A 23,087-nucleotide genomic window follows, 5' to 3' on the forward strand; every position below is an offset into this window, starting at 1 on the left:
GCCGGCGGCGCCGGCCCGGTTCAGGCTGCCGGCGCCGCGGCGCCGCGGCGCGAGCGGTTGCCGTTGCCCACCGTCACCGCGGTAAAGATCGAGATCAGCTGGAAGCCGCCGATCATGAAGAACACCCAGGCCGGCAGCCGCGCATCCATCAGCGCGCCAAAGAACAGCGGCCCGCAGGCCAGCCCGATGTCGAGGCCGGAATAGACCACGCCATAGACACGGCCGGTGGCGCCGGCGGGCGCGGCGGCACGCACCAGCAGGTCGCGCGACGGACCGGCGATGCCGGCGCCAAACCCGATCACCCCCATCAGCACCGGCACCAGCAGCGCGGGGAACAGGTTCAACCCGACCAGGATGGCGAACAGGCCGGAGACGGTAAAGCTGAGGGCGATGAGCCGGTCATGGTTGCTGGTGCGGCTGGCGGCAAAGCCGCCGACCACCATGCCGCCGGCGCTGCACAGCATGTAAATGGTGTATGAAGCCGTGGCCAGCGTGAACGGCATGCCGTACAGGTAGGTCAGCGCGGTCGGCGCAAAGCTCTGGATGCCCGCGGCGGAGAACGTGGTCAGCAGAAAGAACGCCCAGCACACCCATACCTGCGGCAGCCGCAGGAAGCCCAGCAGGCTGCCGCCGGCGGCCCTGGCGGCGGGACGGCCCACGGAGTCGCGCACCTCGCGCGGATCCAGCACATGGCGCAGCACCACCAGCACGGCCAGCACCGCGAAGGCCACGACCGAAGCCGCCGCCAGCGCCACGCGCCAGCTGGCCAGGTTGGCGATGGTGACCAGGAACAGCGGCGCCGCCGCCCAGCCCAGGTTGCCGGAAATGCCGTGGACCGAGAACGCATGGCCCAGCCGCGGCTGCGATACGTGCTTGTTCAGCAGCGTGAAATCAGCCGGGTGGAACACGCCGTTGCCCAGCCCCGCCACCGCCGCGCCGGCCAGCAGCGCGGCATAGCCGTTGCTGGCCGATAGCAGCAGCGCCGCACTGCCCAGGAAGGCCAGCCCGGCAAACAGCACCGGACGCGCGCCGAAGCGGTCCACCACGAAACCCGAGGCGGTCTGCACTACCGCCGACACGGCGAAGAACACCGTCATCAGCAGGCCGAGCTCCGCATAGCTCAGGCCGAACTCGGCCTTGATCCACGGGAACAGCGGCGCCAGCAGCAAATGATAGAAATGCGAGACCCCATGCGCCAGCCCGACCAGCCCGATCACCTGGGCGTCATGGCGAAGCGGATTGCGGGCGGGATCGATGGCGGCGGTGGACATGGCGCGGGCGGAAGGTGCGGTTGCGGGCTGCGGAGGAGATGCGGCGAGCCAGCAAAAAATGCGGGCCGAAGCCCGCATCATAGAGGAAAACCGCGCCACGCTGCAGCCGGGTGGCGGTACCGCCGCTTGCTGCGATCCTTACATCTGCTTGAACAGGTGCGCGTACTGGCGCGCCACCGGCAGCAGCTCGGGCCGGTCGCGCAGCCGCAGCGACAGCCGCCCCAGCGACTGGTTGACCGCGCTGGCCACGCAGTCGATGTTGACCACCGTGCCGCGGTGGACCTGCCAGAAACGCTCCGGATCCAGTTGCTGGGTCAGTTCGCGCAGGCTGGTGCGGATCAGCGCCTCGCCGGCGCTGGAGACCACGTTGACGTACTTGTCGGTTGCCTCCAGGTAGATCACCTCGTCGACCGGGATGATGCGGACCTCCTGACCGACCAGCGCCTTGATAAAGCGCAGGTACTGGCGCTGCGACGCGCCGCCGGGCGTGGCGCGCTCCAGGGATTCGAGCCGCGCCAGCAGTTGCCCCAGGCGGTCGGTGTCGAGCATGGCGGCGCCCTCATCCGTCTCCTCGTCTGCGTCGTCCTCCGTGTCCGACATCGCCTGCAGGCGTTCCTTGAGGCGGCACACGGTCGCCTCCAACCGCTCGCGCTGCACCGGCTTGAGCACATAGTCGACCGCGGCGCGCTCGAAGGCCTCCAGTGCAAACTGGTCATAGGCGGTGACAAAGACCACCAGCGGCGGGATATCAAACTCGATCAGCTCGCGCGCCACGTCCATGCCGCTCATGCCCGGCATGCGGATGTCCAGGAACACCACGCGCGGCTGGTGCTCGCGCGCGGCGGCCAGCGCGGCCATGCCGTCGTGCACGACCGAGACGATACGGGCCTCGGGCCACAGCGACTTCAGTTCGGATTCCAGCACGCGCGCGAGCAGCGCTTCGTCGTCGGCGATCAGAAGGGTCGGAGTCATGGGGGCGAGGTTGGGGGCAGTGAAAAAATCTGGGCGATGCTGGGGGCGCCGCCCTACGCAGCGCCCCTCGTTGTCTTCGCACCGGCGATCGCCAGCAGCGCGTTCAGGTCCGCTGGATCGCCGGCGACACCGCCATGCTCTCCGGCAGCGTGACCGTCTGCGTCAGGGTCGGCGCCTCGACCGGGCGCACCAGCGGCAGCGTCAGCCGCACCACCACGCCGCGCGGCGTGTTTTCTTCCATCTGCATGCTGGCGGCGGCCCCGAAGATCCGTGCCAGCCGCTCGCGCACATGGGTGATGCCCAGCCCCGAGCCCTTGCCCGAGGCCTGGCCGAAGCCCACGCCGGTATCGGCAATGATGACCTGCACCGCATCGTCGCCGGCGGCGCGCGCCGACAGGCGGATATGCCCGCCGATCATGCAAGGCTCGATACCGTGCGTCACCGCGTTTTCCACCAGCGGCTGGATCAGCATCGGCGGAATTTCGACCTTGGCCAGCTCGCGCGGCAGGTCGATGTCATACGACAGCCGCTGGCCGAAGCGCATGCCCTGGATATCCAGGTAGCTGCGCAGCAGCTCGAACTCCTGCCGCAGCGTGCATTGCTCGGCGCGGGTGTGGGCCAGCGACATGCGCAGGAATCCGATCAGGCGCTGCAGCAGCTGGCGCGCGGCGGGCGGGTCGGTGGCGATCAGGCCGTCGAGGTTGGCCAGCGAGTTGAACAGGAAGTGCGGCTCGATCTGCGCCTGCAGCGCCATCAGCTGCGCGCGCACCAGTTGCTTCTCGGCTTCCTCGCGCTGCAGCGCGTCGAGCGCGGCCTGGCGCTCCAGGTAGGCGAGCTTCTCGCGCGACCAGTAAAAATAGATCATCGACGCCGATGCCAGCATGCCCACCACCAGGCACATGCGCAGCATGTCGCCGGTTTCGGCCACCGACTTGGGCGGCAGGTCCAGCGCCACGCGCGTGGCCCAGCCGCCGATCACCACGCCGGTCGGCACCGCGGCGGCGGCCAGCAGCAGGAAAGGCCAGCGCCGCGGCCGGTCGTTCCACCAGATGCCGACGCGGGGGATATCGATCAGCAGCCAGATCGACAGGCCGATCAGCTGGCTGTAGACAAAGTTGTGCCAGAGCGTGCCGCCGGTCTGGAAGCCGTAGTTGAGGCTGACGGCGATGACCGTGTTCATGCACAGCACGAACAGCAGGTCGCGCCCGAGGATGGTAAGCCGCGACGGGGGCGCGGTGGCGACGGTGGAGATGCAGCGGTTCATGGCGGTATGTTAGCGTTGGCTGGTCTCGGCGCAATCCCCCGAGGTGACGCGCGTGCCACACTCACCGGTCAGCGCACGCCACCACTGCCCTGACAGCACATAGCGCGGGAAGGTGATCCATTGCTCGGCGAAGATGCGTCCGGCGATGTCCGCCGGTCCGGCAAACGGCTCCGGCGCGTTGGCCTCGAGCCGGTGCCCGCGCCCTTGCAGCGCCAGCGACATGCCCATGCACACCAGCCCCAGCGCCACCGCGGGCAGGCTCAGCAGCAGAATGCCATAGGCGCCCAGCACCGTGCCCGCCATGAACATCGGCACGGCCACGATATGCAGCAGCAGGTTGCGGGGATGCTGGTGGTTGCGGCCATAGCCGCGCCACTGCCAGCGCAGCAGCGGTTCTTCGCGCATGATCGTCTCTCTCCCTTGCCCTGTTTCCTGCCCACCTTCCTTGCCCGGCGAGGGGCGGAGGGGCAGCCGCGCGCAATATCTGTTGCACTGCGGGAAAGCGCCGCGCAAGTTCAATCCGGGATGCGGAAGGCAATGCGTGGCACGTGCAGGGACTTTACCCTTCACCCGGCCGCGAAGAAAGCCTGTTGCGACGAACGGTGGAAACGGGGCGCGAACGGCACTGTGCGCGGGTGGACGGCGCGCGCGGAAGGCGGCAAGGTGATGCCGGCGCCATACGGCGCAGGCCCAGGCCAGGCGCCAGGCCCGGCACCATGCCGAAAGGGGCGGCGCTCAGGCCGCCAGCGCCTGCCGCTCCTGCTCCGACAGCGCGCTGCTGACGGTGTCGCGCGACAGGTGCGGCGCGAACATATTGATGAAGGCGTGCGCATAGCCGCGCAGGTAGGAACCACGGCGCACGGCCACGCTGGTGGTGTTGGGCGCGAACAGGTGGTCGGCCTTGATGCGCACCAGGCCAGAATCCTTGCGCTCGTCGTACGCCATCGACGCGATGATGCCCACGCCCAGCTCCAGCTCGGCATAGGTCTTGATCACGTCGGCGTCGAGCGCGGTCAGCACGATCTCCGGCTGCAGCCCGGCTTCGGCGAAGGCGCTGTCGATCTTGCGGCGGCCGGTAAAGCCGGCGTCGTAAGTGATGAGCTGGAAACCGGCCACGTCCTCGAGCGTCGGCTCGGGCAGGCGCGTCAGGGGATGGTCGGGCGAAACCACCAGCACGTGCTGCCAGCTGTAAGCCTCGAACGAGGTCAGCCCAGCTTCGGTCGCCAGCGCTTCGGTGGCGATGCCGATATCGGCCTGCCCCGTCAGCAGCAGCTCAACGATATGCGTGGGCGACGCTTCCTGCAGCGCGAGGGTCACGTGCGGATACTCGCGGCGGAACGCCTGCACCACGCGCGGCAGCGCGTAGCGCGCCTGCGTGTGGGTGGTGGCCACGGTCAGGCGCCCGGTATGGCGGCCGGCGAACTCGTCGCCGGCCTGGCGCAGGTTCTCGGCCTCAAGCAGCAGGCGCTCGACGATGCGCACGATCTCGCGGCCTGGCTCGGTCAGCCCGGTCAGGCGCTTGCCGTAGCGCTCGAAGATCTCCACGCCCAGCTCTTCTTCCAGTTCGCGGATCTGGCGCGACACGCCGGGCTGCGAGGTGTAGAGCGCGTTGGCGACCTCGGTCAGGTTGAACTGGCGGCGCACCGCCTCGCGGATCGATCGGAGTTGCTGGAAGTTCATCGTGCGGCCTCTTGTTTTTTGATCGGGGCAGTGCCATTGGCCTGCGTAAAGACGCGCAGCTGGCGCGGCCGCACGGCGAGCAGCTCGCCCTCGCGGAAGCCCGCGTGGCGGAAGCGCTCGAGCGGCAGCGCCACCTCGATCACGTCCTGGTTGTCTTCACGCTCGAGTTCGAGCTGGGCCACCGGGCCGAGCGTCAGCGCGCGGCGCAGCGTCACGGCAATGCCGTCGGCGCCGGGCGAATAGCGCTCCAGGTCCAGGTCGTGCGGACGCACATACGCCACCGCATCACCTGCGGTCTCGTGCCCGCTGCCGACCACCGGCAGCACCGCTTCGCCGGTATGCAGCAGGCCGCCGCTCTCGCCCACTTCCAGCCGGCCGTGGAACAGGTTCACATTGCCGAGGAAGCCGAACACGAACGGCGTGGCCGGATGGTTGTAGACCGCCTCGGGCGAGCCATACTGCTCGACGTGGCCGCGGTTCATCAGCACCACCTGGTCGGCCACTTCGAGCGCTTCTTCCTGGTCGTGCGTGACGAACACGCTGGTCACATGCAGTTCATCGTGCAGGCGGCGCAGCCAGCGGCGCAGCTCCTTGCGCACCTTGGCGTCGAGCGCACCGAACGGTTCGTCGAGCAGCAGCACGCGCGGCTCCACCGCCAGCGCGCGCGCCAGCGCGATGCGCTGGCGCTGGCCACCCGACAGCTGCGACGGGTAGCGGTCGGCCAGCCAGTCCAGCTGCACCAGGTCGAGCAGCGAATGCACCTTCTCGCGGATCTGCGCTTCGCTCGGGCGCTCGGCGCGCGGCTTCACGCGCAGGCCGAAGGCCACGTTCTCGAACACGCTCATGTGCTTGAACAGCGCGTAGTGCTGGAATACGAAGCCCACCTGGCGCTGGCGCACATGCTGGTCCGAGGCGTCCCGCCCGGACAGCACGATCTTGCCCGCGTCGGCGCGCTCCAGGCCGGCGATGATGCGCAGCAGCGTGGTCTTGCCGCAACCAGACGGCCCCAGCAGCGCGGTCAGCTCGCCTTCGTCGAAATCGAGCGAGACATTGTCCAGCGCGACGAAATCGCCAAAGCGCTTCTCTACGTTCTTGACCTGGATGCTCATGATGCCGTTCCTTACACGGATGCCTGCAGGGGGGTTCCTGCTGTACCAGCTGTACCAATCGGCCGCTCGATCACGGCCTCTTCCGTCTCTTTGCGCGCGCGCCATTCCACCAGCGTCTTGATGCCGAGGGTGACCAGCGCCAGCAGCGTCAGCAGCGAGGCCACCGCGAAGGCCGCCGCGAAGTTGTATTCGTTGTAGAGGATCTCTACGTGCAGGGGCATGGTGTTGGTCAGCCCGCGGATATGGCCCGACACCACCGATACCGCGCCGAACTCGCCCATCGCGCGCGCATTGCAAAGGATCACGCCGTACAGCAGGCCCCAGCGGATATTGGGCAGCGTGATATGGCGGAAGGTCTGCCAGCCCGAGGCGCCCAGCACGATCGCGGCCTCTTCCTCTTCGCTGCCCTGCGCCTGCATCAGCGGGATCAGTTCGCGCGCCACGAAGGGGAACGTCACGAAGATCGTCGCCAGCACGATGCCGGGCACCGCGAACATGATCTTGATGTCGTGCGCTTCCAGCCACGGGCCGAACCAGCCCTGCGCGCCGAACAGCAGCACGTAGACCAGCCCGGAGATCACCGGCGACACCGAGAACGGCAGGTCGATCAGCGTGATCAGCAGGTTCTTGCCGCGGAACTCGAACTTGGCGATGGCCCATGCCGCCGCCACGCCGAACACCACGTTCAGCGGCACCGCGATCGCCGCCACCGTCAGCGTGAGCTGGATCGCGGCCACGGCATCGGGTTCGACCAGCGCTTCAAGGTAGGTCTGCACGCCCTTGCGCAGCGCTTCGTAGAACACCGAAGCCAGCGGCACGAACAGGAACAGCGTGAGGAACAGCACCGCCACCGTGATCAGCGTGTAGCGCACCCATGGCGCCTCGCCGGTGGCATCGAATGCGTGGTGGGCCTTGGCCTGGCGCTGCGCGCCCAGGCGTCCCGAAACTGCGCCCGCCATGTCAGAACTCCTTGCCCGTCGCGGGCGCTTCCGGTGCCAGCGCAGCGCGCGCACCCGACTGGTGGCGGCGCGTCCAGGCCTGCAGCAGGTTGATCAACAGCAGCAGTCCGAACGAGATCACCAGCATCACCACGGCCACCGCGGTGGCGCCGGCGTAGTCGTATTGCTCCAGCTTGGAATAGATCATCAGCGGCGCGATCTCGGACACCATCGGCATGTTGCCGGAGATAAAAACCACCGAGCCGTACTCGCCGGTGGCGCGCGCGAAGGACAGCGCGAACCCGGTCAGCAGCGCCGGCAGGATCGCCGGCAGGATCACGCGCCGGAAGGTCTGCAGCCGGTTGGCTCCCAGGCTGGCGGCGGCCTCTTCCAGTTCCTGCTCCACGTCTTCCAGCACCGGCTGCACCGTGCGCACCACGAACGGCAGGCCGATAAACGTCAGCGCCACCACCACGCCCAGCGGCGTGAACGCGACCTTGATGCCGAGCGGCTCCAGGTAGCGGCCGATCCAGCCGTTGCCGGCAAACAGCGCGGTCAGCGCGATGCCGGCCACCGCGGTCGGCAGCGCAAACGGCAGGTCGACCAGCGCATCGATCAGGCGCTTGCCGAAAAAGCGGTAGCGCACCAGCACCCAGGCGACAATCAGCCCGAACACCGTATTGACAATGGCCGCCACCAGCGATGCGCCGAAGCTCAGTTGCAGCGATGCCACCACGCGCGGCGCCGTGATCGACGCCCAGAACGCGTCCCACGTCATCGTGAACGTCTTCAGGAACGTGGCCGACAACGGAATCAGGACGATCAGCGTCAGGTAAAACAGCGTGAAGCCCAGCGACAGGCCAAAGCCGGGAAGCACCGTGAAGCGCTGCTTGGCGGGGCGGCGGGGCGCACGCGACGCCGGCGCATCGGGGGCGCCCGGCGTGGGGGCATCCGCCAGGGATAGGGATGGTGGCATGTCGGTCTCGTCTGTGGTGGCCGGCTTGTGGCGCCGGTTCTTTATGACCCCGGCGCATATTGCGCCGGCTTACGAGACAGATTCTGCAGATCCGCTCTTATAAACAGAACGAATCTTTCTGAATTTTCTTAGACGGTTTAGATATATGGAGCGCCCGGCGCCACTTCCACGCCGGCTTCCCATGGCGCAGGCGTCACTTCAATGGCTCCGGCATCACATGCGTCAGCGATACGTTGCACCAGCGTACCCAGCAACGCCAGGCCCTCGTCCCAGTCGCCCAGGCCGGAATCGGAATTGATATGCCCCAGGTTGCCGGCATCGACCAGTTCGCTGCCCCACAGCGTGCCCCAGCTGAAGGCGGTGCGCTGCGGCATCCAGGGATCGTTGCGGCTGGCGACCATGATGGTGGGGAACGGCAGGCGGTAGGTCGGCAGCAGGCTGGCGACGCCGAACTTGTCGGGATCGGCCGGCGCCACCAGCAGCGCGCCGGCGATACCGGCCGGGTCCAGCGACGCCTGCCGCAGGGCCGCCAGGCAGCCAAAGCTGTGCGCCACCAGCAGCGCCCCGCGCGAGGCCACGCGCTGCGCCCGCATCACGCCTTCCGAGACGCGCTCGGCCCACAGCGGCAGGCTCGGGCGCGACCAGTCATGCTGCTCGACGCGCTGCCAGTCCGGGAAGCGCTGCTCCCAGCGGCTTTGCCAGTGCCCCGGGCCGCTGCCATGCAGGCCCGGCACGGTCAGCACCTGCAGGTGCCGCGGGATTTCCAGGCGCGTACCGTGCGCCGCCGATGATGGCCCTGCCGATGGCCCGATCGCTTGCGTCATACCGGCTCCTTGCTAAGTTGGTGTGCCGCTGCCGATGCCGCTCCTGCGCCCTGCGCCCGCAGTCCGGCCGTGCTGACCAGCGCGCCGGCGAAAGCGCCCTGCCCCAGGTCGATGCCGGCGGCCTGCAGCCGCTCCACGCTTTCGGCGTCCTGCAGCCGCCGCCCGATCAGCGTGACGCCGGCATTGGCGGCGCTGGCGCGCAGCCCCGACAGCTGGCGGTCGGTCCAGGTGCGGCGCATATCAAGCTTGAGCCAGTCCGGCAACGCATGCGCCATCAGCGCGCCCGCCTCGGCCGGGTCCGACGCCTGCAGGCTGACCGCGAAGCCGTTGCGGCGGTAATTGCCGACCACGTGCAGCAGCAGCGGCAGGTCGTCGTTGGCGCTGGCCGGCACCTGGATCACGAAGCGCTCCAGCGGCAACCCCAGCGACTGCAACGCGCGCCGGAACGCGGCGCCATGGTCGTCGGCAACTGCCGCGAGCAGCCGGTTGTGCACGTTCAGCACCAGCTTGTGCGCGCCGTCGGCGGCAAAGTAGTTGATCGCGTGCAGCAGCCGCGACAGGCGGTCCAGCGACACCAGCGTGGTGTCGTCGGCAGCCATTGCGAACAACTTCCACGCGGCCAGGCCCACGCCATCGTCGGCGTAGGTATGGATCGAGCCTTCGTGCGCGACCACCTCGCGGTCGGCCAGGGTCACCAGCGGCTCGAAGGCGCTGGTCAGCGAGCAATTGAAGAACTGTCCCTGCACCTGCCCGCGCGCGTCGCGCCACAGTTGCCGGTCGGCCAGCGGCTGGCGCGGCAGCGATTCCAGATAGCGTTGCAGCGGATTGGCTGCGCTGGCGGGTTCATGCACGCCTGGCATGGCGATTTCCTTCGGTTGACCGGACCGCGTCGGGTCCCATGGTCGGGTTGTTGATGGCAACGGCGTGCTGCCGCAGCGCACGCCCTGCCTGCTCATGATAGGAGTTCAGCGGGCGGCAGCGAATGAAGATTCCGAGCTGTCGATGTGCGCACCGATGTCGATGCGCTGCGCACGGCGCTTCGTGCCCGCATCGAGGGGCGAAGAGGCCGCTGGCGCTTGCCGCATCACCCGCTGCAGCACCGCGGCTTCCAGTTGCGCGAAGCCGGCGGCGCTGCGCTCGCGCGGCCGCGCCAGCGCCACGCGCTCGTCCATCGCGATGTGGCCATCCTCGATCAGCACGATGCGGTCGGCCAGCGCCACGGCCTCGGAGACGTCATGCGTCACCAGCAGCGCCGTGAAGCCAAGCCGCCGCCACAGGCTTTCGATCAATCCCTGCATTTCGATGCGCGTCAGCGCATCCAGCGCGCCCAGCGGCTCATCGAGCAGCAGCAACTGCGGGTGATGCACCAGCGCGCGCGCCAGTGCCACGCGCTGCCGTTGCCCGCCGGACAGCCGTGCAGGCCACGCCTGCGCGCGCTCGGCCAGGCCCACCTGCGCCAGCACCTCGGCCGCCTCGCCGCGCCGCGCGCGCGGCAGGCCCAGCGCCACGTTGTCCAGCACGCGCTTCCACGGCAGCAGGCGCGCATCCTGGAACATCACGCGCACGTCGGCGCCGCGCTTGCGGCTGCCCTTGCCCTGCTCCTGCGTGTCACCGTCGATGGCGATGCTGCCGCCATCGGCGCCTTCCAGCCCCGCCACCAGCCGCAGCAGCGTGCTCTTGCCGCAGCCGCTGCGCCCGACGATGGCGACGAACTCGCCCGGCGCCACGTCGAGCGCCACATCGTGCAGCACCTCGCGGTCGTCATAGCGCTTGACCACCTGGCGCAAGCGCAGCGCGACGCCACCATGGCGGCGGCGCGGCGCCGCTGCCTCGTGCCTGACCTCCTCGCGGCGCGCGAGGCCCGCTTCAAGTTCGGCCAGCGCGGCCTGTTCCACCGGATACATCTGCATGTCGATCTCCTTGCCGAACGTGCGGCGTTGCGTGGTTCAGGCGGCTGCGTAACCCGGGTGCCAGCGCAGCCAGTAGCGCTCCAGCCCGCGCGACAGCAGGTCGGCCAGCTTGCCCAGCAGCGCGTAGAGCAGGATGCCCACCAGCACCACGTCGGTCTGCAGGAACTCGCGCGCGTTCATGGTCATGTAGCCGATGCCGGACTGCGCGGAGATGGTTTCCGCGACGATCAGGATCACCCACATCAGCCCGAGCGAAAAACGCACGCCCACCAGGATCCCGGGCAACGCGCCTGGGAGGATCACTTCACGGTACAGCTGCCAGCCCGACAGCCCGTAGCTGCGCGCCATCTCCACCAGGCCGGTGTCGACCGAGCGGATGCCGTGGTAGGTGTTCAGATACACCGGGAAGAACACGCCCAGCGACACCAGGAACAGCTTGGCGGATTCGTCGATGCCGAACCACAGGATCACCAGCGGGATCAGCGCCAGCGGCGGGATGTTGCGCACCATCTGCAGCGTGCTGTCGAGCAGCGTGGCCGCGCTGCGGAACGTGCCCGTCAGCAGACCGAGCAGCAGGCCAAGCCCGCCGCCGATGGCAAACCCGGCCAGCGCGCGCCAGGTGCTGACACCTACGTGTTTCCACAACTCGCCCGAACGGGCCAGGTCCCAGGCAGCGTGCAGCACGGCCAGCGGGGCCGGCAGCACGCGGTTCGACAGCCAGCCGTTCTGCGAGGCCGCCTGCCACACCACGATCAGCAGCATCGGCACGATCCACGGTGCCACGGCGCGCGCCAGCGCGGCGGGATGCCGGCGCGGCGGCGGAAGATGCGGAGCGCTCATGCCGCCCTCCTTCAGCTCTGCGCGGCGCGCGGCACGATGCCGGTCGCCATGACTTCGCCGAACGGGCCCGACAGCACCTTGCCTGGCAACTTCTCGCGCACCGAACGCGGCAGCAGCGGGAACACGAGTTCGGCAAAGCGGTAGGCCTCTTCCAGGTGCGGGTAGCCGGACAGCACGAAAGTGTCGATGCCCAGCTCCGCGTACTCGCGCATGCGCTCGGCGACGGCGTGCGGATCCCCCACCAGCGCGGTGCCGGCGCCGCCGCGCACCAGGCCGACGCCGGCCCACAGGTTGGGGCTGATTTCCAGCGCCTCGCGCGTGCGGCGCGCACCTCCCGCATGCAGCGCGGCCATGCGGCGCTGCCCTTCCGAATCCATCCTGGCGAACACCGCCTGCGCGCGCGCCACGGTCTCGTCGTCGAGGCGGCTGATCAGGTCATCGGCGGCGGCCCACGCGGCGGCATCGGTCTCGCGCACGATCACGTGCAGGCGGATGCCGAACCTGACGGTGCGTCCATGCTTCGCCGCATGCCGGCGCACGTCTTCCAGCTTCTGCGCCACGTCGGCCGGCGGTTCGCCCCAGGTCAGGTAGGTATCGACCTGCTCGCCCGCCAGCGCATGCGCCGGCGCCGACGAGCCGCCAAAGTACACCGGCGGATGCGGCCGCTGCAGCGGCGGATAGAGGACGCGCGCGCCCTTCACGCTCAGGTGCTTGCCCTGGTAGTCGACCTGGCCACTGTCATGGCTGGCCGTCAGTACGTCGCGCCAGATCCGCAGGAATTCGGCCGAGGCCTCGTAGCGCTCGCTGTGGTCGAGGAACAGGCCATCGCCTTCCAGCTCGGCGGTATCACCGCCGGTGACGAGGTTGATCAGCAGCCGGCCGTTGGAAAGCCGGTCGAACGTCGCTGCCATGCGCGCGGCAAGCGTCGGCGCCATCAGGCCCGGCCGCACCGCGACCAGGAATTTCAGGCGCTGCGTCACGGCCGACAGCGCCGATGCTGCCACCCACGGGTCTTCGCAGGAACGCCCGGTGGGAATCAGCACCCCTTCGTAGCCGAGCGTATCGGCGGCCACGGCGACCTGCTTCATGTAGTCGAAGCTGACTTCGCGCGCGCCTTCGGAGGTGCCGAGGTAGCGGCTGTCGCCGTGGGTGGGGATAAACCAGAATACGTGCATGTCGTGTTCCTTGTTGTTATGCGATGCCGTCGCGATGCATCAGCGCTGTGCTTGCTGTTGCGGCCTCTGTTGCGCCTCCTCCCAGCGCGCGTCGGCCACCTTGACCGGCTTGGGAATCAGCCTGAGCGCGTGAAACGCATCGGCGATGCGCTGCTGCTCGGCCAGCACGTCGGCGCTGACCGGGCGCGCGCCGTAAGAGAAGCGCGACACCGCCAGTTCCAGCACGTCGGCAGGCAGGCCGACTTCGCCGGTCAGCACGGCGGTCGCGTCCTTCGGGTTCTTTTCGGCCCAGGTGCCCAGCGTGGCGAGTTCATCGAGGATCAGGCGCACGATTTCGGGCTTGGCCTGTGCGTAGGGACGCGACGCCAGGTAGAACTGGTGGTTGCTGACCACGTTCTTGCCGTCGGCGCCACGGCCATCGGCCAGTACGCGCGCGCCGAGCTGCTTTTCGGCGGCGGCGAGGAACGGGTCCCAGATCACCCAGGCATCGACCGAGCCGCGCTCGAAGGCAGCGCGCGCATCGGCGGGCGGCAGGTAGACCGGCTGGATATCGCTGTACTGCAGGCCAGCCTTTTCCAGCTGGCGCACCAGCAGGTAATGCACGTTCGAGCCCTTGTTGAAGACCACACGCTTGCCGCGCAAATCGGCCACCGAGCGCAGCGTCGACGACTTCGGCACGACGATGGCCTCGGCGGTCGGCGCCGGCGGCTCGTTGCCGACATAGACCAGCTGCGCGCCGGCGGCCTGCGCGAAGATCGGCGGGGCTTCGCCCACGGTGCCGAAGTCGACCGCGCCGACATTGAGGCCTTCCAGCAGTTGCGGGCCGGCCGGGAATTCGGTCCATTTGACGGTGATGCCTTGCGGCGCCAGCCGCTTTTCCAGCGTGCCGCGCGCCTTCAGCAGCGTCAGCGTGCCGTACTTCTGGTAGCCGATGCGCAGCACCTTGGCATCGATCTTCGACTGCGCTTCGGCGCGGCCGGGCAGCAGCCCGTAGGCCAGGCCGGTGGCGGCGACCAGCGCGGCAATGAACAGGCGGCGGCGCAGCGAGCCGGCCGGCTTGATGGTGGTGGTCATGCGATTTCTCCGTGGCCGGCCAGGGCGCCGGCGAATGTTCTGAAGTCGGACTGCGTGCAAACGCGGGCAGCATCCCGCCCTGCCCGCCCGGGTTGCCGGTGGCATGGCTGGCGGCGTTGCTGCCGCGGCGCCGGACTGGCCGGCGCCAATGCATCAGGAATTCAGATCAGGCGGTACATCGCTCCGCCACCACGGCGGCAGCGGCGGCGCGCTGCACGAAGGCGCCGGGCACAACGTCGAGCGCGTCGAGCGGGACCTCGATGCGGGCGTGCGCCAGTGCGTCGCGCACGCGCAGCAGGCCTTCGTCGAGGCGGGCGGACAGCGCGGCGTCGAAGCGCGCCTGGCGCACGCCGCCGCCATCGGAGGAGGCGGAGGAGGCGGAGGTGTCGATCTGCTGGTCCACGGCAAAGATGCCGGGCAGGATCTGGCGCGAGCCCAGCGCGGACAGCACCGGGCGCAGCGCGTAGTCGATCGCCAGCGCATGGGCGAGGCTGCCGCCGGTGGCGATCGGCAGCACGATCTTGTCGCGCAGGCCGGTTTGCGGCAGCAGGTCCAGGAAGGCCTTGAGCAGGCCGCTGTAGGCGGCCTTGTAGACCGGCGTGGCCAGCGCCACCACCTGGGCCTCGGCCACCGCGCGGGTGGCGGCGGCAATGGCGTCGTCGTCCACGCGCGCCGCCAGCAGCGGGCCCGCCGGCAGGTCGCGCAGGTCCAGGTGGCGGGTGCGTTCGCCGGCAGCTTCCAGCGCGGTGCGCAGGTGCGCCAGCACAAGGCCGGAGCGGGACTGGACTGACGGGCTGCCGGAGAGCGTCAGGATGGACATCGGGGCTTCCTTCTTCTGGTGGGCCGGCTCGGTGCCGGGCCGCCCCACGCGGCCCCGGCCCGCCAGCCTCATGGATTATTTCTTGCCGGGTTGATAAACCTGGTCGAACGAGCCGCCGTCGGCGAAGTGGGTCTTCTGGGCCTTCTGCCAGCCGCCGAACACCTCATCGATGGTGAACAGCTTGACCTTGGGGAAGTTGGCCGCGTACTTGGCCGCCACCTTCTGCGAGATCGGGCGGTAGTAGTTCTTCGCGGCGATCTCCTGGCCTTCGTCGGTGTACAGGAACTGCAGGTAGGCCTCGGCGGCCTTGCGCGTGCCCTTCTTGTCGACCACCTTGTCGACCACGGCCACCGGCGGCTCGGCCAGGATCGAGATCGACGGCGCGACGATCTCGAACTTGTCCGGACCCAGCTCCTTGATGGCCAGGATGGCTTCGTTCTCCCAGGCCAGCAGCACGTCGCCCAGGCCGCGCTCGACGAAGGTGGTGGTGGCGCCGCGCGCGCCAGAGTCCAGCACCGGCACATGCTTGAGCAGTTCGCCGACGAACTCGCGCGCCTTGGTCTCATTGCCGCCAGGCTGGCGCAGCGCATAGCCCCACGCGGCCAGGTAGTTCCAGCGTGCGCCGCCCGAGGTCTTCGGGTTCGGCGTGATCACCTGCACGCCGGGCTTGACCAGGTCGCCCCAGTCCTTGATGCCCTTCGGGTTGCCCTTGCGCACCAGGAACACAATGGTCGAGGTGTACGGCGCGGCGTTGTGCGGCAGGCGCTTTTGCCAGTCCGGCTTGATCAGTCCCTTCTCGGCGATGGCGTCGACGTCGTAGCCCAGCGCCAGCGTCACCACGTCAGCATCCAGCCCGTCGATCACCGAACGGGCCTGCTTGCCGGATCCGCCATGCGACTGGCGCACGGTCACGGCATCGCCGCCCTGGGCCTTCCAGGCCTTGGCGAAGGCCGCGTTGACGTCGACATACAGTTCGCGGGTCGGGTCGTAGGAAACATTGAGCAGGTTGGTCGCCGAAGCGGTCTGCGCCGCGCCCAGGGCGCCCAGGACTGCCAGGCCGATGGCCAGTTTGCGGATCATTCGTGTTGCTCCCGTCTGTCGTGAATGGGCGCCAGGCGCCTCTGGTTGCTGTGCCCGCCGCCGGGGGCGGGCTTGTGTCAGGAGCAAGACTACCGACGGGGCTATCTGAACGGAACGAATGGTTTCGCCGATCCTTTACTGTTTTTTGCATAAGATCGGACGGAAATATCGGCATGCCGTCATATGGGGACGACGGGACGCGAGGTGCGCGTGAGGTGGCGTGAGGTGGCGCGAGGTTGCGCAATCGGCACACCCAAAAGAAAACGCCCGCACCGGCAAACCGGTGCGGGCGAAGTTTCCATTCCGGAAACGGGTAGACAAGTCATGAAGAGCGCCCCCGCATCTCCATGACAAGTAAATGGTATCGGCTCGCCGCGGAGTCCGATTTGATCGCGGTCAAGTCCGGGACAACCCGCAGAAATTCGCCATGCAGGCTTCAGCCGCCGTGGCGCGCCAGCAGGTCCGCCATTTCGTCGGCGTGCTCCTCTTCCACCGCCAGGATCTCTTCCATCATGCGGCGCGACGTCGGGTCACGCTCGCCCAGGAACGTGATGATCTCGCGATAGCTGTCGATGGCGATGCGCTCGGCCACCAAATCTTCCTTGATCATCTCGGTCAGGCTGTTGCCCGGGACATACTCGGCGTGCGAGCGGCTGGTCAGGCCGTCCGGCGCGAAGTCGGGCTCGCCGCCCAGCTGGACGATGCGCTCGGCGATCTGGTCGGCATGGCCCTGCTCTTCATTCGAGTGGGCCAGGAATTCTTCGGCGACGCTCTTCGAGTTCGGGCCCTGGGCCATGAAATAGTGGCGGCGATAGCGCAGCACGCAGACGATCTCTGTCGCCAGCGCGTCGTTGAGCAGCTTCAGCACGGCCTCGCGGTCGGCGGTGTAACCGGAGGTCACCGCACCCTCTTCGATATGCTGGCGGGCCCGCGCGCGCAGGGTCTTGACGTCGGTGAGGAAAGGCTTGTCGGTCATGGATTGGCTCCTGTGGGGACAGGCTGCGTGGAGGCGCAGCGCTTTGCAAGGAAACTCAACCCTTTTGCAACGCGAAAAGCATGCCACTTGGAGAATCGCATGCAGCACGGCAACTGACGGAGCGAAGCGCGGGATCGCCGTGAAAAAATTGCACGGCGCGGCACTCCCTTACATGGCAGGGCGCGGCCATGCAAAAAGGCCCTTGCGGGAATCCGCAAGGGCCTGCCTGTGACACCGAAGAGTCTCGAAACCGGGCTTACTGCACGGCCTGCCCGAAGGTGAACTCGCCATCCACATAGTCCACCGGCACCACATCCTTTGCCGCGAACTTGCCTTCCAGGATGGCGCGCGCCACGGGGTTCTCGATCTGCTGCTGGATCGCCCGCTTGAGCGGACGCGCCCCGAACACCGGGTCGTAGCCCGCGCTGGCGATCTTCTCCAGCGCATAGTCGCTGACCTCCAGCGTCATGTCCATGCGTGCCAGGCGGGCCTGCAGGCGTTGCAGCTGGATGCGCGCGATCGACTCGATATTCTTCTGGTCGAGCGCGTGGAACACCACCACTTCATCGATCCGGTTCAGGAACTCCGGCCGGAAATGCGTGCGCACTTCCTGCCAGACCGCGCCCTTGATCGCTTCCTGCGGCTCGCCGGCCATCGACTGGATCATCTGCGAACCCAGGTTGGACGTCATCACGATCACCGTGTTCTTGAAGTCCACCGTGCGGCCCTGGCCATCGGTCAGGCGGCCGTCGTCCAGCACCTGCAGCAGCACGTTGAAGACGTCGGGGTGGGCCTTCTCCACTTCATCGAGCAGCACCACGCTGTACGGCTTGCGGCGCACGGCCTCGGTCAGGTAGCCACCTTCCTCGTAGCCCACGTATCCCGGCGGCGCGCCGATCAGGCGGCTGACGCTGTGCTTCTCCATGAATTCGCTCATGTCGATGCGGATCAGATGCTCTTCCGAATCGAACATGAACTCGGCCAGCGCCTTGCACAGCTCGGTCTTGCCGACACCGGTCGGTCCCAGGAACAGGAACGAGCCATAGGGCTTGTTCTCGTCCGCCAGCCCTGCGCGCGAACGGCGGATGGCATCGGACACCAGCCGCACGGCCTCGTCCTGGCCGACCACGCGGTTGTGCAGGCGGTCCTCCATCTTCAGCAGCTTCTCGCGCTCGCCCTGCATCATCTTCGATACCGGGATGCCGGTCGCGCGGCTCACCACTTCGGCGATTTCCTCGGCGCCCACCTGCGTGCGCAGCAGCTTGTTGGGCTGCTTCTGCTCGCTGGCTTCGGCATCGGTGGCAGCCTTGAGCTTGCCTTCCAGTCCCGGCAGCTTGCCGTACTGCAGCTCGGCCACCTTGTCGAGCTTGCCTTCGCGCTGCAGCTTCGCGATCTCGAGCTTGACCTTCTCGATCTCTTCCTTCAGCGCGGCCGTGCCCTGCGCGGCACCCTTCTCGGCCTTCCAGATCTCGTCGAGGTCCGCGTACTCCTTCTCCAGGCGCGCGATCTCCTGCTCGATCAGGTCCAGGCGCTTGAGCGAAGCCTCGTCGGTCTCTTTCTTGACCGCTTCGCGCTCGATCTTGAGCTGGATGGTGCGGCGCTCGAGCTTGTCCATCGCCTCCGGCTTGGAGTCGATTTCCATCTTGATACGCGCGGCGGCCTCGTCGATCAGGTCGATGGCCTTGTCGGGCAGGAAGCGGTCGGTGATATAGCGATGCGACAGCTCCGCCGCGGCGACGATGGCCGGATCGGTGATCTCGACGCCGTGGTGCAGCTCATACTTCTCCTGCAGGCCGCGCAGGATGGCGATGGTCGCTTCCACGGTCGGCTCGTCGACCAGCACTTTCTGGAAGCGGCGCTCCAGCGCGGCATCCTTCTCGATGTACTTGCGGTATTCGTCAAGCGTGGTCGCGCCGATGCAGTGCAGCTCGCCGCGCGCCAGCGCGGGCTTGAGCATGTTGCCCGCGTCGATCGCGCCCTCGGCCTTGCCCGCGCCCACCATGGTATGGATCTCGTCGATGAAGACGATGGTCTGGCCCTCGTCCTTGGCGACGTCGTTCAGCACGGCCTTCAGGCGTTCCTCGAACTCGCCGCGGTACTTGGCGCCGGCCAGCAGCCCGGCCATGTCGAGCACCAGCACGCGCTTGTTCTTCAGGCTCTCGGGCACTTCGCCGTTGACGATGCGCTGCGCCAGCCCTTCGACGATCGCGGTCTTGCCCACGCCCGGCTCGCCGATCAGCACCGGGTTGTTCTTGGTGCGGCGCTGCAGGATCTGGATCGCGCGGCGGATCTCGTCGTCGCGGCCGATCACGGGGTCGAGCTTGCCGATGCGGGCACGTTCGGTCAGGTCGATGGTGTACTTCTTCAGCGCCTCGCGCTGGCCCTCGGCCTCTGCGCTGTTGACCGATTCGCCGCCGCGCACGGCCTGGATGGCCGATTCGAGCGACTTGCGGTTCAGGCCGTTCTCGCGCGCAATGCGCCCGGCGTCACCCTTGTCGTCGGACACGGCCAGCAGGAACAGCTCGCTGGCGATGAACTGGTCGCCGCGCTTGAGCGCTTCTTTCTCGGTGGCATTGAGCAGGTTGACCAGGTCGCGGCCGATCTGGACCTCGTTGGTGCCCTGCACTTGCGGCAGGCGCTTGATGGCGGCGTCCAGCGCCGTCTGCAGGCCCTGCACGTTGACGCCGGCGCGTGCGAGCAGTGCGCGGGCGGCGCCGTCGTCCTGCGACAGCAGCGCGCGCAGCACGTGCTGCGGGTCGATGTATTGGTTGTCGTTGGCCAGGGCCAGGCTTTGCGCTTCAGCGAGCGCTTCCTGGAACCGGGTGGTCAGCTTGTCTAGACGCATAGGATTCCCTCTCTCGGATAGGTCGTGTCCTGATGCGGGGGGCGCTGGCCCCGGCTTCACCGCCGGGGTGCCTGGATGCCCTGCCGGACACTGGATATCCGAAAGATAAGGCTTTGTCGCGACATTTCAAGGACCCGCGGAGATAAGGCTTTGAGTGCAGCAAACGGTACGTGAAGCCGCCACAAACAGGCTATGCCGCCCGGCTCTCGCTGCCCTTGTCCGCCAGGTTGCGCACCAGCACCAGCGATTCGCCCTGCACGACCACCCGGCCATCCGCGCCGGTGACGACGCTCGCCAGGTTGACCAGGTCCTTGCCGGCGCGCAGCCGGACGATGCGCACCTGCGCGGTCAGCGGCTCGTCCAGCCGCGCTGCCGAGGCCAGCCGCAGCGATTGCTTCATCCACCCGGTGCCGCGCCCCGGCAGCCGTGTGCCGAGCAGGTCGGAAAACATGCCGGCCAGCAGCGGCAGCGGCACCACCGCCTCGCCGAAGCCGCGCGCGCGGGCGAAGGCGGCGTCAGCATGGTACGGATTGGCATCGCCGGTCAGGGCAACGTACTCGGCGATATCGGCCGCGGTGAAGGCGCGCGTGGCGCTGGCCGACTGCCCGGGACGCAGGCCGTACAGCGCGGGATCGCCCGCGGCCTCCGGCTGCGCGCCTGGCCATGCCGGCAGCCGGCCCGGTGCAGCCTCCGCCAGCCACGACGATTCACCGGCGGCCGCGACGCGCGGCGCCGCGCCGGGGATGCCCGCGCTGACCGTGGTGCCAAAACCCGCCGGCCCCGCCTGCGGCTGCGGCACCAGCGCAAACGCCACCGCATCGCCGGCGAAGGCCGGCGTCGGGAACATCAGCGTCTGCGCCACCGGCAGCGCAGGTGCGGCCAGCTTCCGCCACGTATGCGCGCACAGCAGCGAAAACAGGAACATGCCGTGCGCCACCGTGGCACCGAAGTGCGTGCCGCGGGCAAAGGCCGGATCGCAGTGGATCGGGTTGTCGTCGCGCGACAGCGCGGCGAAGCGGTCGAAATCGCGTTGCGTCAGCACGCGCGGCATGGCGTCGGTCATCAGTTGGGCACCTCCACGGTCAAGGCGTTGACGGTGATCGCGTTGCCGGGTGCGGGCGTGGCGGCGATCGGCGGGACATTGGACGGCAGCAGCGTCGGCGCCGGCGTGTTGACAGTGCCGCCGCGCGGCGTGGTGCGCACCACCTGCGACGGCGGCAGCGGCTTGCCGGTCGTCAGGTTGTCGTAGACGGCGTCGAGCGCGCGGTTCAGGTACACATGGAGCGGCACGTAGCGGTTGCTGAAGCCCGCCACCAGCCCGATGAAGGCATCGAAATGCTGGGCATTCTCCACCTCGATGTACGACAGCTTGCTGGCCAGCCCCTCTCTCTGCCGGTTCAGTCCCAGGTACGGGCGCGAGGTATGGTTCACCGGCAGCAGGCCGTCGCTGCGGCCGTGCACGATCACCGCCGGCTTGCCGCGCAGGTTGCCGTTGCGCAGCGTCAGCGCCTGGCTAGCCTGCAAGGCGCGCGCCGCGGCGTCGGTCCCGGCCAGCAGCTTGCGCAGGCAATCGGCGCCATCGTAGTTGAGATCGGTGCGGCCGTTCGATGCCGACACGGAGAACAGGTTCAGGTACGGGCCGTGCGTCGGGTCGAGGTCGTTGATCAGCTGCACCGAGGGCGGCTGGGGCGGGATGCCATTGCCGGTGGCGAACATCGACGCCAGCGCTGCCGGGGCGATCGCCGCCGGCTTCAGGTCGGTCAGCGTATTGGCGAAGCTGTAGCCGCACAGCTTGTCGGTCACGCTGGCCTGCGCGTAGGCGTTGGCGTAGGTCACGGTGATCGCGGCAGCGGTGTCGAAGGCGGCCAGCGACGGGTGCAGGTCATCGGATTCGGACTCCCAGCCCGCTTCATGCAGCGCCTGCAGCGCACTGGCGCTTTGCTCGCTGGTATTGGTGCCGGTGACCAGTCCCTTTTCCGCCAGCGTGGTGCAGCGCGCCGCGAAGAACGGCGCCATGGTCGGGTTGTCGTAGAACGGTGACTGCGTCAGCGCAGTGGTGCGCGCGGCGCAGTGCTGCAGCAGGTTGGCCGTGCTGGTGTAGTCATACAGCGTGCGGCCCGAAGACGGCACCTGCACGCCGCCGCGCCGCACCACCACGCCTGTATCCGGTGGCATGTTGAGGTTGGGCTCGCCCACGGCCACGCCATCGATCAGGCCATCGGTGTCCTGCTCGGCAGCGGCCACCGCGGCGCCGCCACCGTTCGACACGCTCGACGCGATCACCAGGATCTTGCCCTTGTCCATGCTGCGCTGGCGCGTGCCGTTGGCGGACACCGCGCCGAAGCGGTCATTGATCGCCCAGATCGCGAACTCCACCGCCTGCAATGTGAACTTGCCCCAGTCCTTCTCCGGATTGCGCTGCGAATGCGCGTGCTTGAACGCGAGCCGGTGCGGGCTGGTGCCGGTGAAATCCGCCAGCGACGTGGCGCCTGCGGGCGCGGCGAACTGCGCATTCTTGCCGGCGGCCGCGCGCGTGGCGCGGGTGCCGTCGATCAGCGGCACGGTATCGGTATCCAGGTCGTGCGGCGCGGCGCCGGTGCCCTTGTCGGTGTAGGCGACCGCGCAGCCGCGCTTCAGCCCCCATTCGCCGGTCGCGATGGCGCCGTACACGCCGCGCGAGCCCGACGACGTGGCGGTGATCACGCACGGCCTGGCCGTATCGAAGCCGGCCGGGATCTGCACCAGCATGGTCACGTTCTGCTGGCCCGTGCCGTCGTCCGAATACGCCAGGTATTCCACGCCGGCGATCTTGCCCTCCGAGCCGGTGACATTGCCCTGCGCGTCCACGTTGGGGCCGTACAGCGAGCCATAGCCGCCAGCCGCGGTGGTGTCGACGATGGCTCGGTAGTTGGAGTAGATCGCGTAGCGCCGCAGTTCCGCCGCGGTCGGGGCGGTGGCATTGGCCGGCAGCGGCGCGGTGGCACTGGCAAGTCCGTCCTTGCCCAGCCCCGCGGTCAGCAGGTCGTCGCTGCTGCCGTTGTAGCTGTTGATGTTGACCGCGCCGATATATGCGGGCTTGGTGTTGGGGTTGTTGCCGTTGCCATTGTTGTCATCGCCCGAGCCACAGGCAGCGGCCAGCATCGCTGCCGCGACGGCGAACACCGTACCGCGCAAGCTGCCTTGCTGCGGCGGCGGAAACTGCTTGGAATGCATGTCACCCTCCTTCTGTCGCCCGCGTCGGGGCGGTAGAGACGTACGTCAATGAGGAACAGCGGAGACTGCGGACAGCGGGACTGCGGGGACTGCAGGAAATGCTGGAAATTCGTATGGCGG

Annotated in this window: 20 protein-coding genes; all 20 read right to left on the reverse strand. The window is 68.3% G+C overall.

The genetic code is table 11. The features are described from left to right. Positions 1-20: 20 nt before the first annotated feature. Positions 21-1,271, reverse strand: a complete 1,251-nt coding sequence (locus E1J61_RS23730) for an MFS transporter (RefSeq protein WP_133096426.1) — start codon at positions 1,269-1,271, stop codon at positions 21-23. Positions 1,272-1,409: 138 nt separating this feature from the next. After that, positions 1,410-2,243, reverse strand: coding sequence for a LytTR family DNA-binding domain-containing protein (locus tag E1J61_RS23735; protein WP_133096427.1), 834 nt, complete (start codon positions 2,241-2,243; stop codon positions 1,410-1,412). A 103-nt stretch (positions 2,244-2,346) separates the two neighbouring features. Further along, positions 2,347-3,507 (reverse strand): sensor histidine kinase, encoded by a 1,161-nt coding sequence (locus E1J61_RS23740; RefSeq protein ID WP_133096428.1) that lies wholly within the window; start codon positions 3,505-3,507, stop codon positions 2,347-2,349. A 9-nt stretch (positions 3,508-3,516) separates the two neighbouring features. Continuing rightward, positions 3,517-3,912 (reverse strand): Mpo1-like protein, encoded by a 396-nt coding sequence (locus tag E1J61_RS23745; protein ID WP_133096429.1) that lies wholly within the window; start codon positions 3,910-3,912, stop codon positions 3,517-3,519. A gap of 330 nt (positions 3,913-4,242) precedes the next feature. Then, positions 4,243-5,187 (reverse strand): CysB family HTH-type transcriptional regulator, encoded by a 945-nt coding sequence (locus tag E1J61_RS23750; protein WP_133096430.1) that lies wholly within the window; start codon positions 5,185-5,187, stop codon positions 4,243-4,245. After that, positions 5,184-6,296, reverse strand: a complete 1,113-nt coding sequence (locus tag E1J61_RS23755; protein WP_133096431.1) for a sulfate/molybdate ABC transporter ATP-binding protein — start codon at positions 6,294-6,296, stop codon at positions 5,184-5,186. The genes E1J61_RS23750 and E1J61_RS23755 overlap by 4 nt, the downstream gene beginning before the upstream one ends. A gap of 11 nt (positions 6,297-6,307) precedes the next feature. Continuing rightward, entirely contained in the window at positions 6,308-7,255 is a 948-nt protein-coding gene (cysW, locus tag E1J61_RS23760) for a sulfate ABC transporter permease subunit CysW (RefSeq protein WP_133096432.1), read from the reverse strand. 1 nt (position 7,256) lies between these two features. Continuing rightward, positions 7,257-8,210: a sulfate ABC transporter permease subunit CysT gene (cysT, locus tag E1J61_RS23765; RefSeq protein WP_133096433.1), complete on the reverse strand. Its 954-nt coding sequence runs from the start codon at positions 8,208-8,210 to the stop codon at positions 7,257-7,259. Between the two features lie 137 nt (positions 8,211-8,347). Then, on the reverse strand, positions 8,348-9,034 hold the full coding sequence (locus E1J61_RS23770; protein WP_133096434.1) for an alpha/beta hydrolase: 687 nt from the start codon (positions 9,032-9,034) through the stop codon (positions 8,348-8,350). After that, positions 9,031-9,894 (reverse strand): EAL domain-containing protein, encoded by an 864-nt coding sequence (locus tag E1J61_RS23775; protein ID WP_133096435.1) that lies wholly within the window; start codon positions 9,892-9,894, stop codon positions 9,031-9,033. The genes E1J61_RS23770 and E1J61_RS23775 overlap by 4 nt, the downstream gene beginning before the upstream one ends. 105 nt (positions 9,895-9,999) lie before the next feature. Next, a complete protein-coding gene (locus E1J61_RS23780) occupies positions 10,000-10,944 on the reverse strand; it encodes an ATP-binding cassette domain-containing protein (protein WP_133096436.1) in 945 nt (314 codons plus the stop codon). 36 nt (positions 10,945-10,980) lie between these two features. Continuing rightward, a complete protein-coding gene (ssuC, locus tag E1J61_RS23785; protein WP_133096437.1) occupies positions 10,981-11,784 on the reverse strand; it encodes an aliphatic sulfonate ABC transporter permease SsuC in 804 nt (267 codons plus the stop codon). Positions 11,785-11,795: 11 nt separating this feature from the next. Continuing rightward, positions 11,796-12,959, reverse strand: coding sequence for an FMNH2-dependent alkanesulfonate monooxygenase (gene ssuD, locus E1J61_RS23790; RefSeq protein WP_133096438.1), 1,164 nt, complete (start codon positions 12,957-12,959; stop codon positions 11,796-11,798). A 39-nt stretch (positions 12,960-12,998) separates the two neighbouring features. Next, entirely contained in the window at positions 12,999-14,033 is a 1,035-nt protein-coding gene (locus E1J61_RS23795; RefSeq protein WP_133096439.1) for a sulfonate ABC transporter substrate-binding protein, read from the reverse strand. A gap of 166 nt (positions 14,034-14,199) precedes the next feature. Beyond that, on the reverse strand, positions 14,200-14,853 hold the full coding sequence (gene ssuE / locus E1J61_RS23800) for an NADPH-dependent FMN reductase (protein ID WP_133096561.1): 654 nt from the start codon (positions 14,851-14,853) through the stop codon (positions 14,200-14,202). Positions 14,854-14,928: 75 nt separating this feature from the next. Continuing rightward, on the reverse strand, positions 14,929-15,933 hold the full coding sequence (locus tag E1J61_RS23805) for a sulfate ABC transporter substrate-binding protein (protein ID WP_133096440.1): 1,005 nt from the start codon (positions 15,931-15,933) through the stop codon (positions 14,929-14,931). 436 nt (positions 15,934-16,369) lie between these two features. Next, positions 16,370-16,909: a bacterioferritin gene (locus tag E1J61_RS23810; protein WP_133096441.1), complete on the reverse strand. Its 540-nt coding sequence runs from the start codon at positions 16,907-16,909 to the stop codon at positions 16,370-16,372. 256 nt (positions 16,910-17,165) lie between these two features. Then, positions 17,166-19,754 carry an ATP-dependent chaperone ClpB gene (gene clpB, locus E1J61_RS23815; protein ID WP_133096442.1) on the reverse strand — a complete coding sequence of 863 codons (2,589 nt, stop codon included), beginning with the start codon at positions 19,752-19,754 and terminating at the stop codon, positions 17,166-17,168. 190 nt (positions 19,755-19,944) lie between these two features. Next, on the reverse strand, positions 19,945-20,817 hold the full coding sequence (locus E1J61_RS23820; protein WP_133096443.1) for a MaoC/PaaZ C-terminal domain-containing protein: 873 nt from the start codon (positions 20,815-20,817) through the stop codon (positions 19,945-19,947). Then, on the reverse strand, positions 20,817-22,967 hold the full coding sequence (locus E1J61_RS23825) for a D-(-)-3-hydroxybutyrate oligomer hydrolase (protein WP_133096444.1): 2,151 nt from the start codon (positions 22,965-22,967) through the stop codon (positions 20,817-20,819). The genes E1J61_RS23820 and E1J61_RS23825 overlap by 1 nt, the downstream gene beginning before the upstream one ends. Positions 22,968-23,087 lie beyond the last annotated feature (120 nt).

Source organism: Cupriavidus sp. L7L, from assembly GCF_004353535.1.
Classification (GTDB): Bacteria; Pseudomonadota; Gammaproteobacteria; order Burkholderiales; family Burkholderiaceae; genus Cupriavidus; species Cupriavidus oxalaticus_A.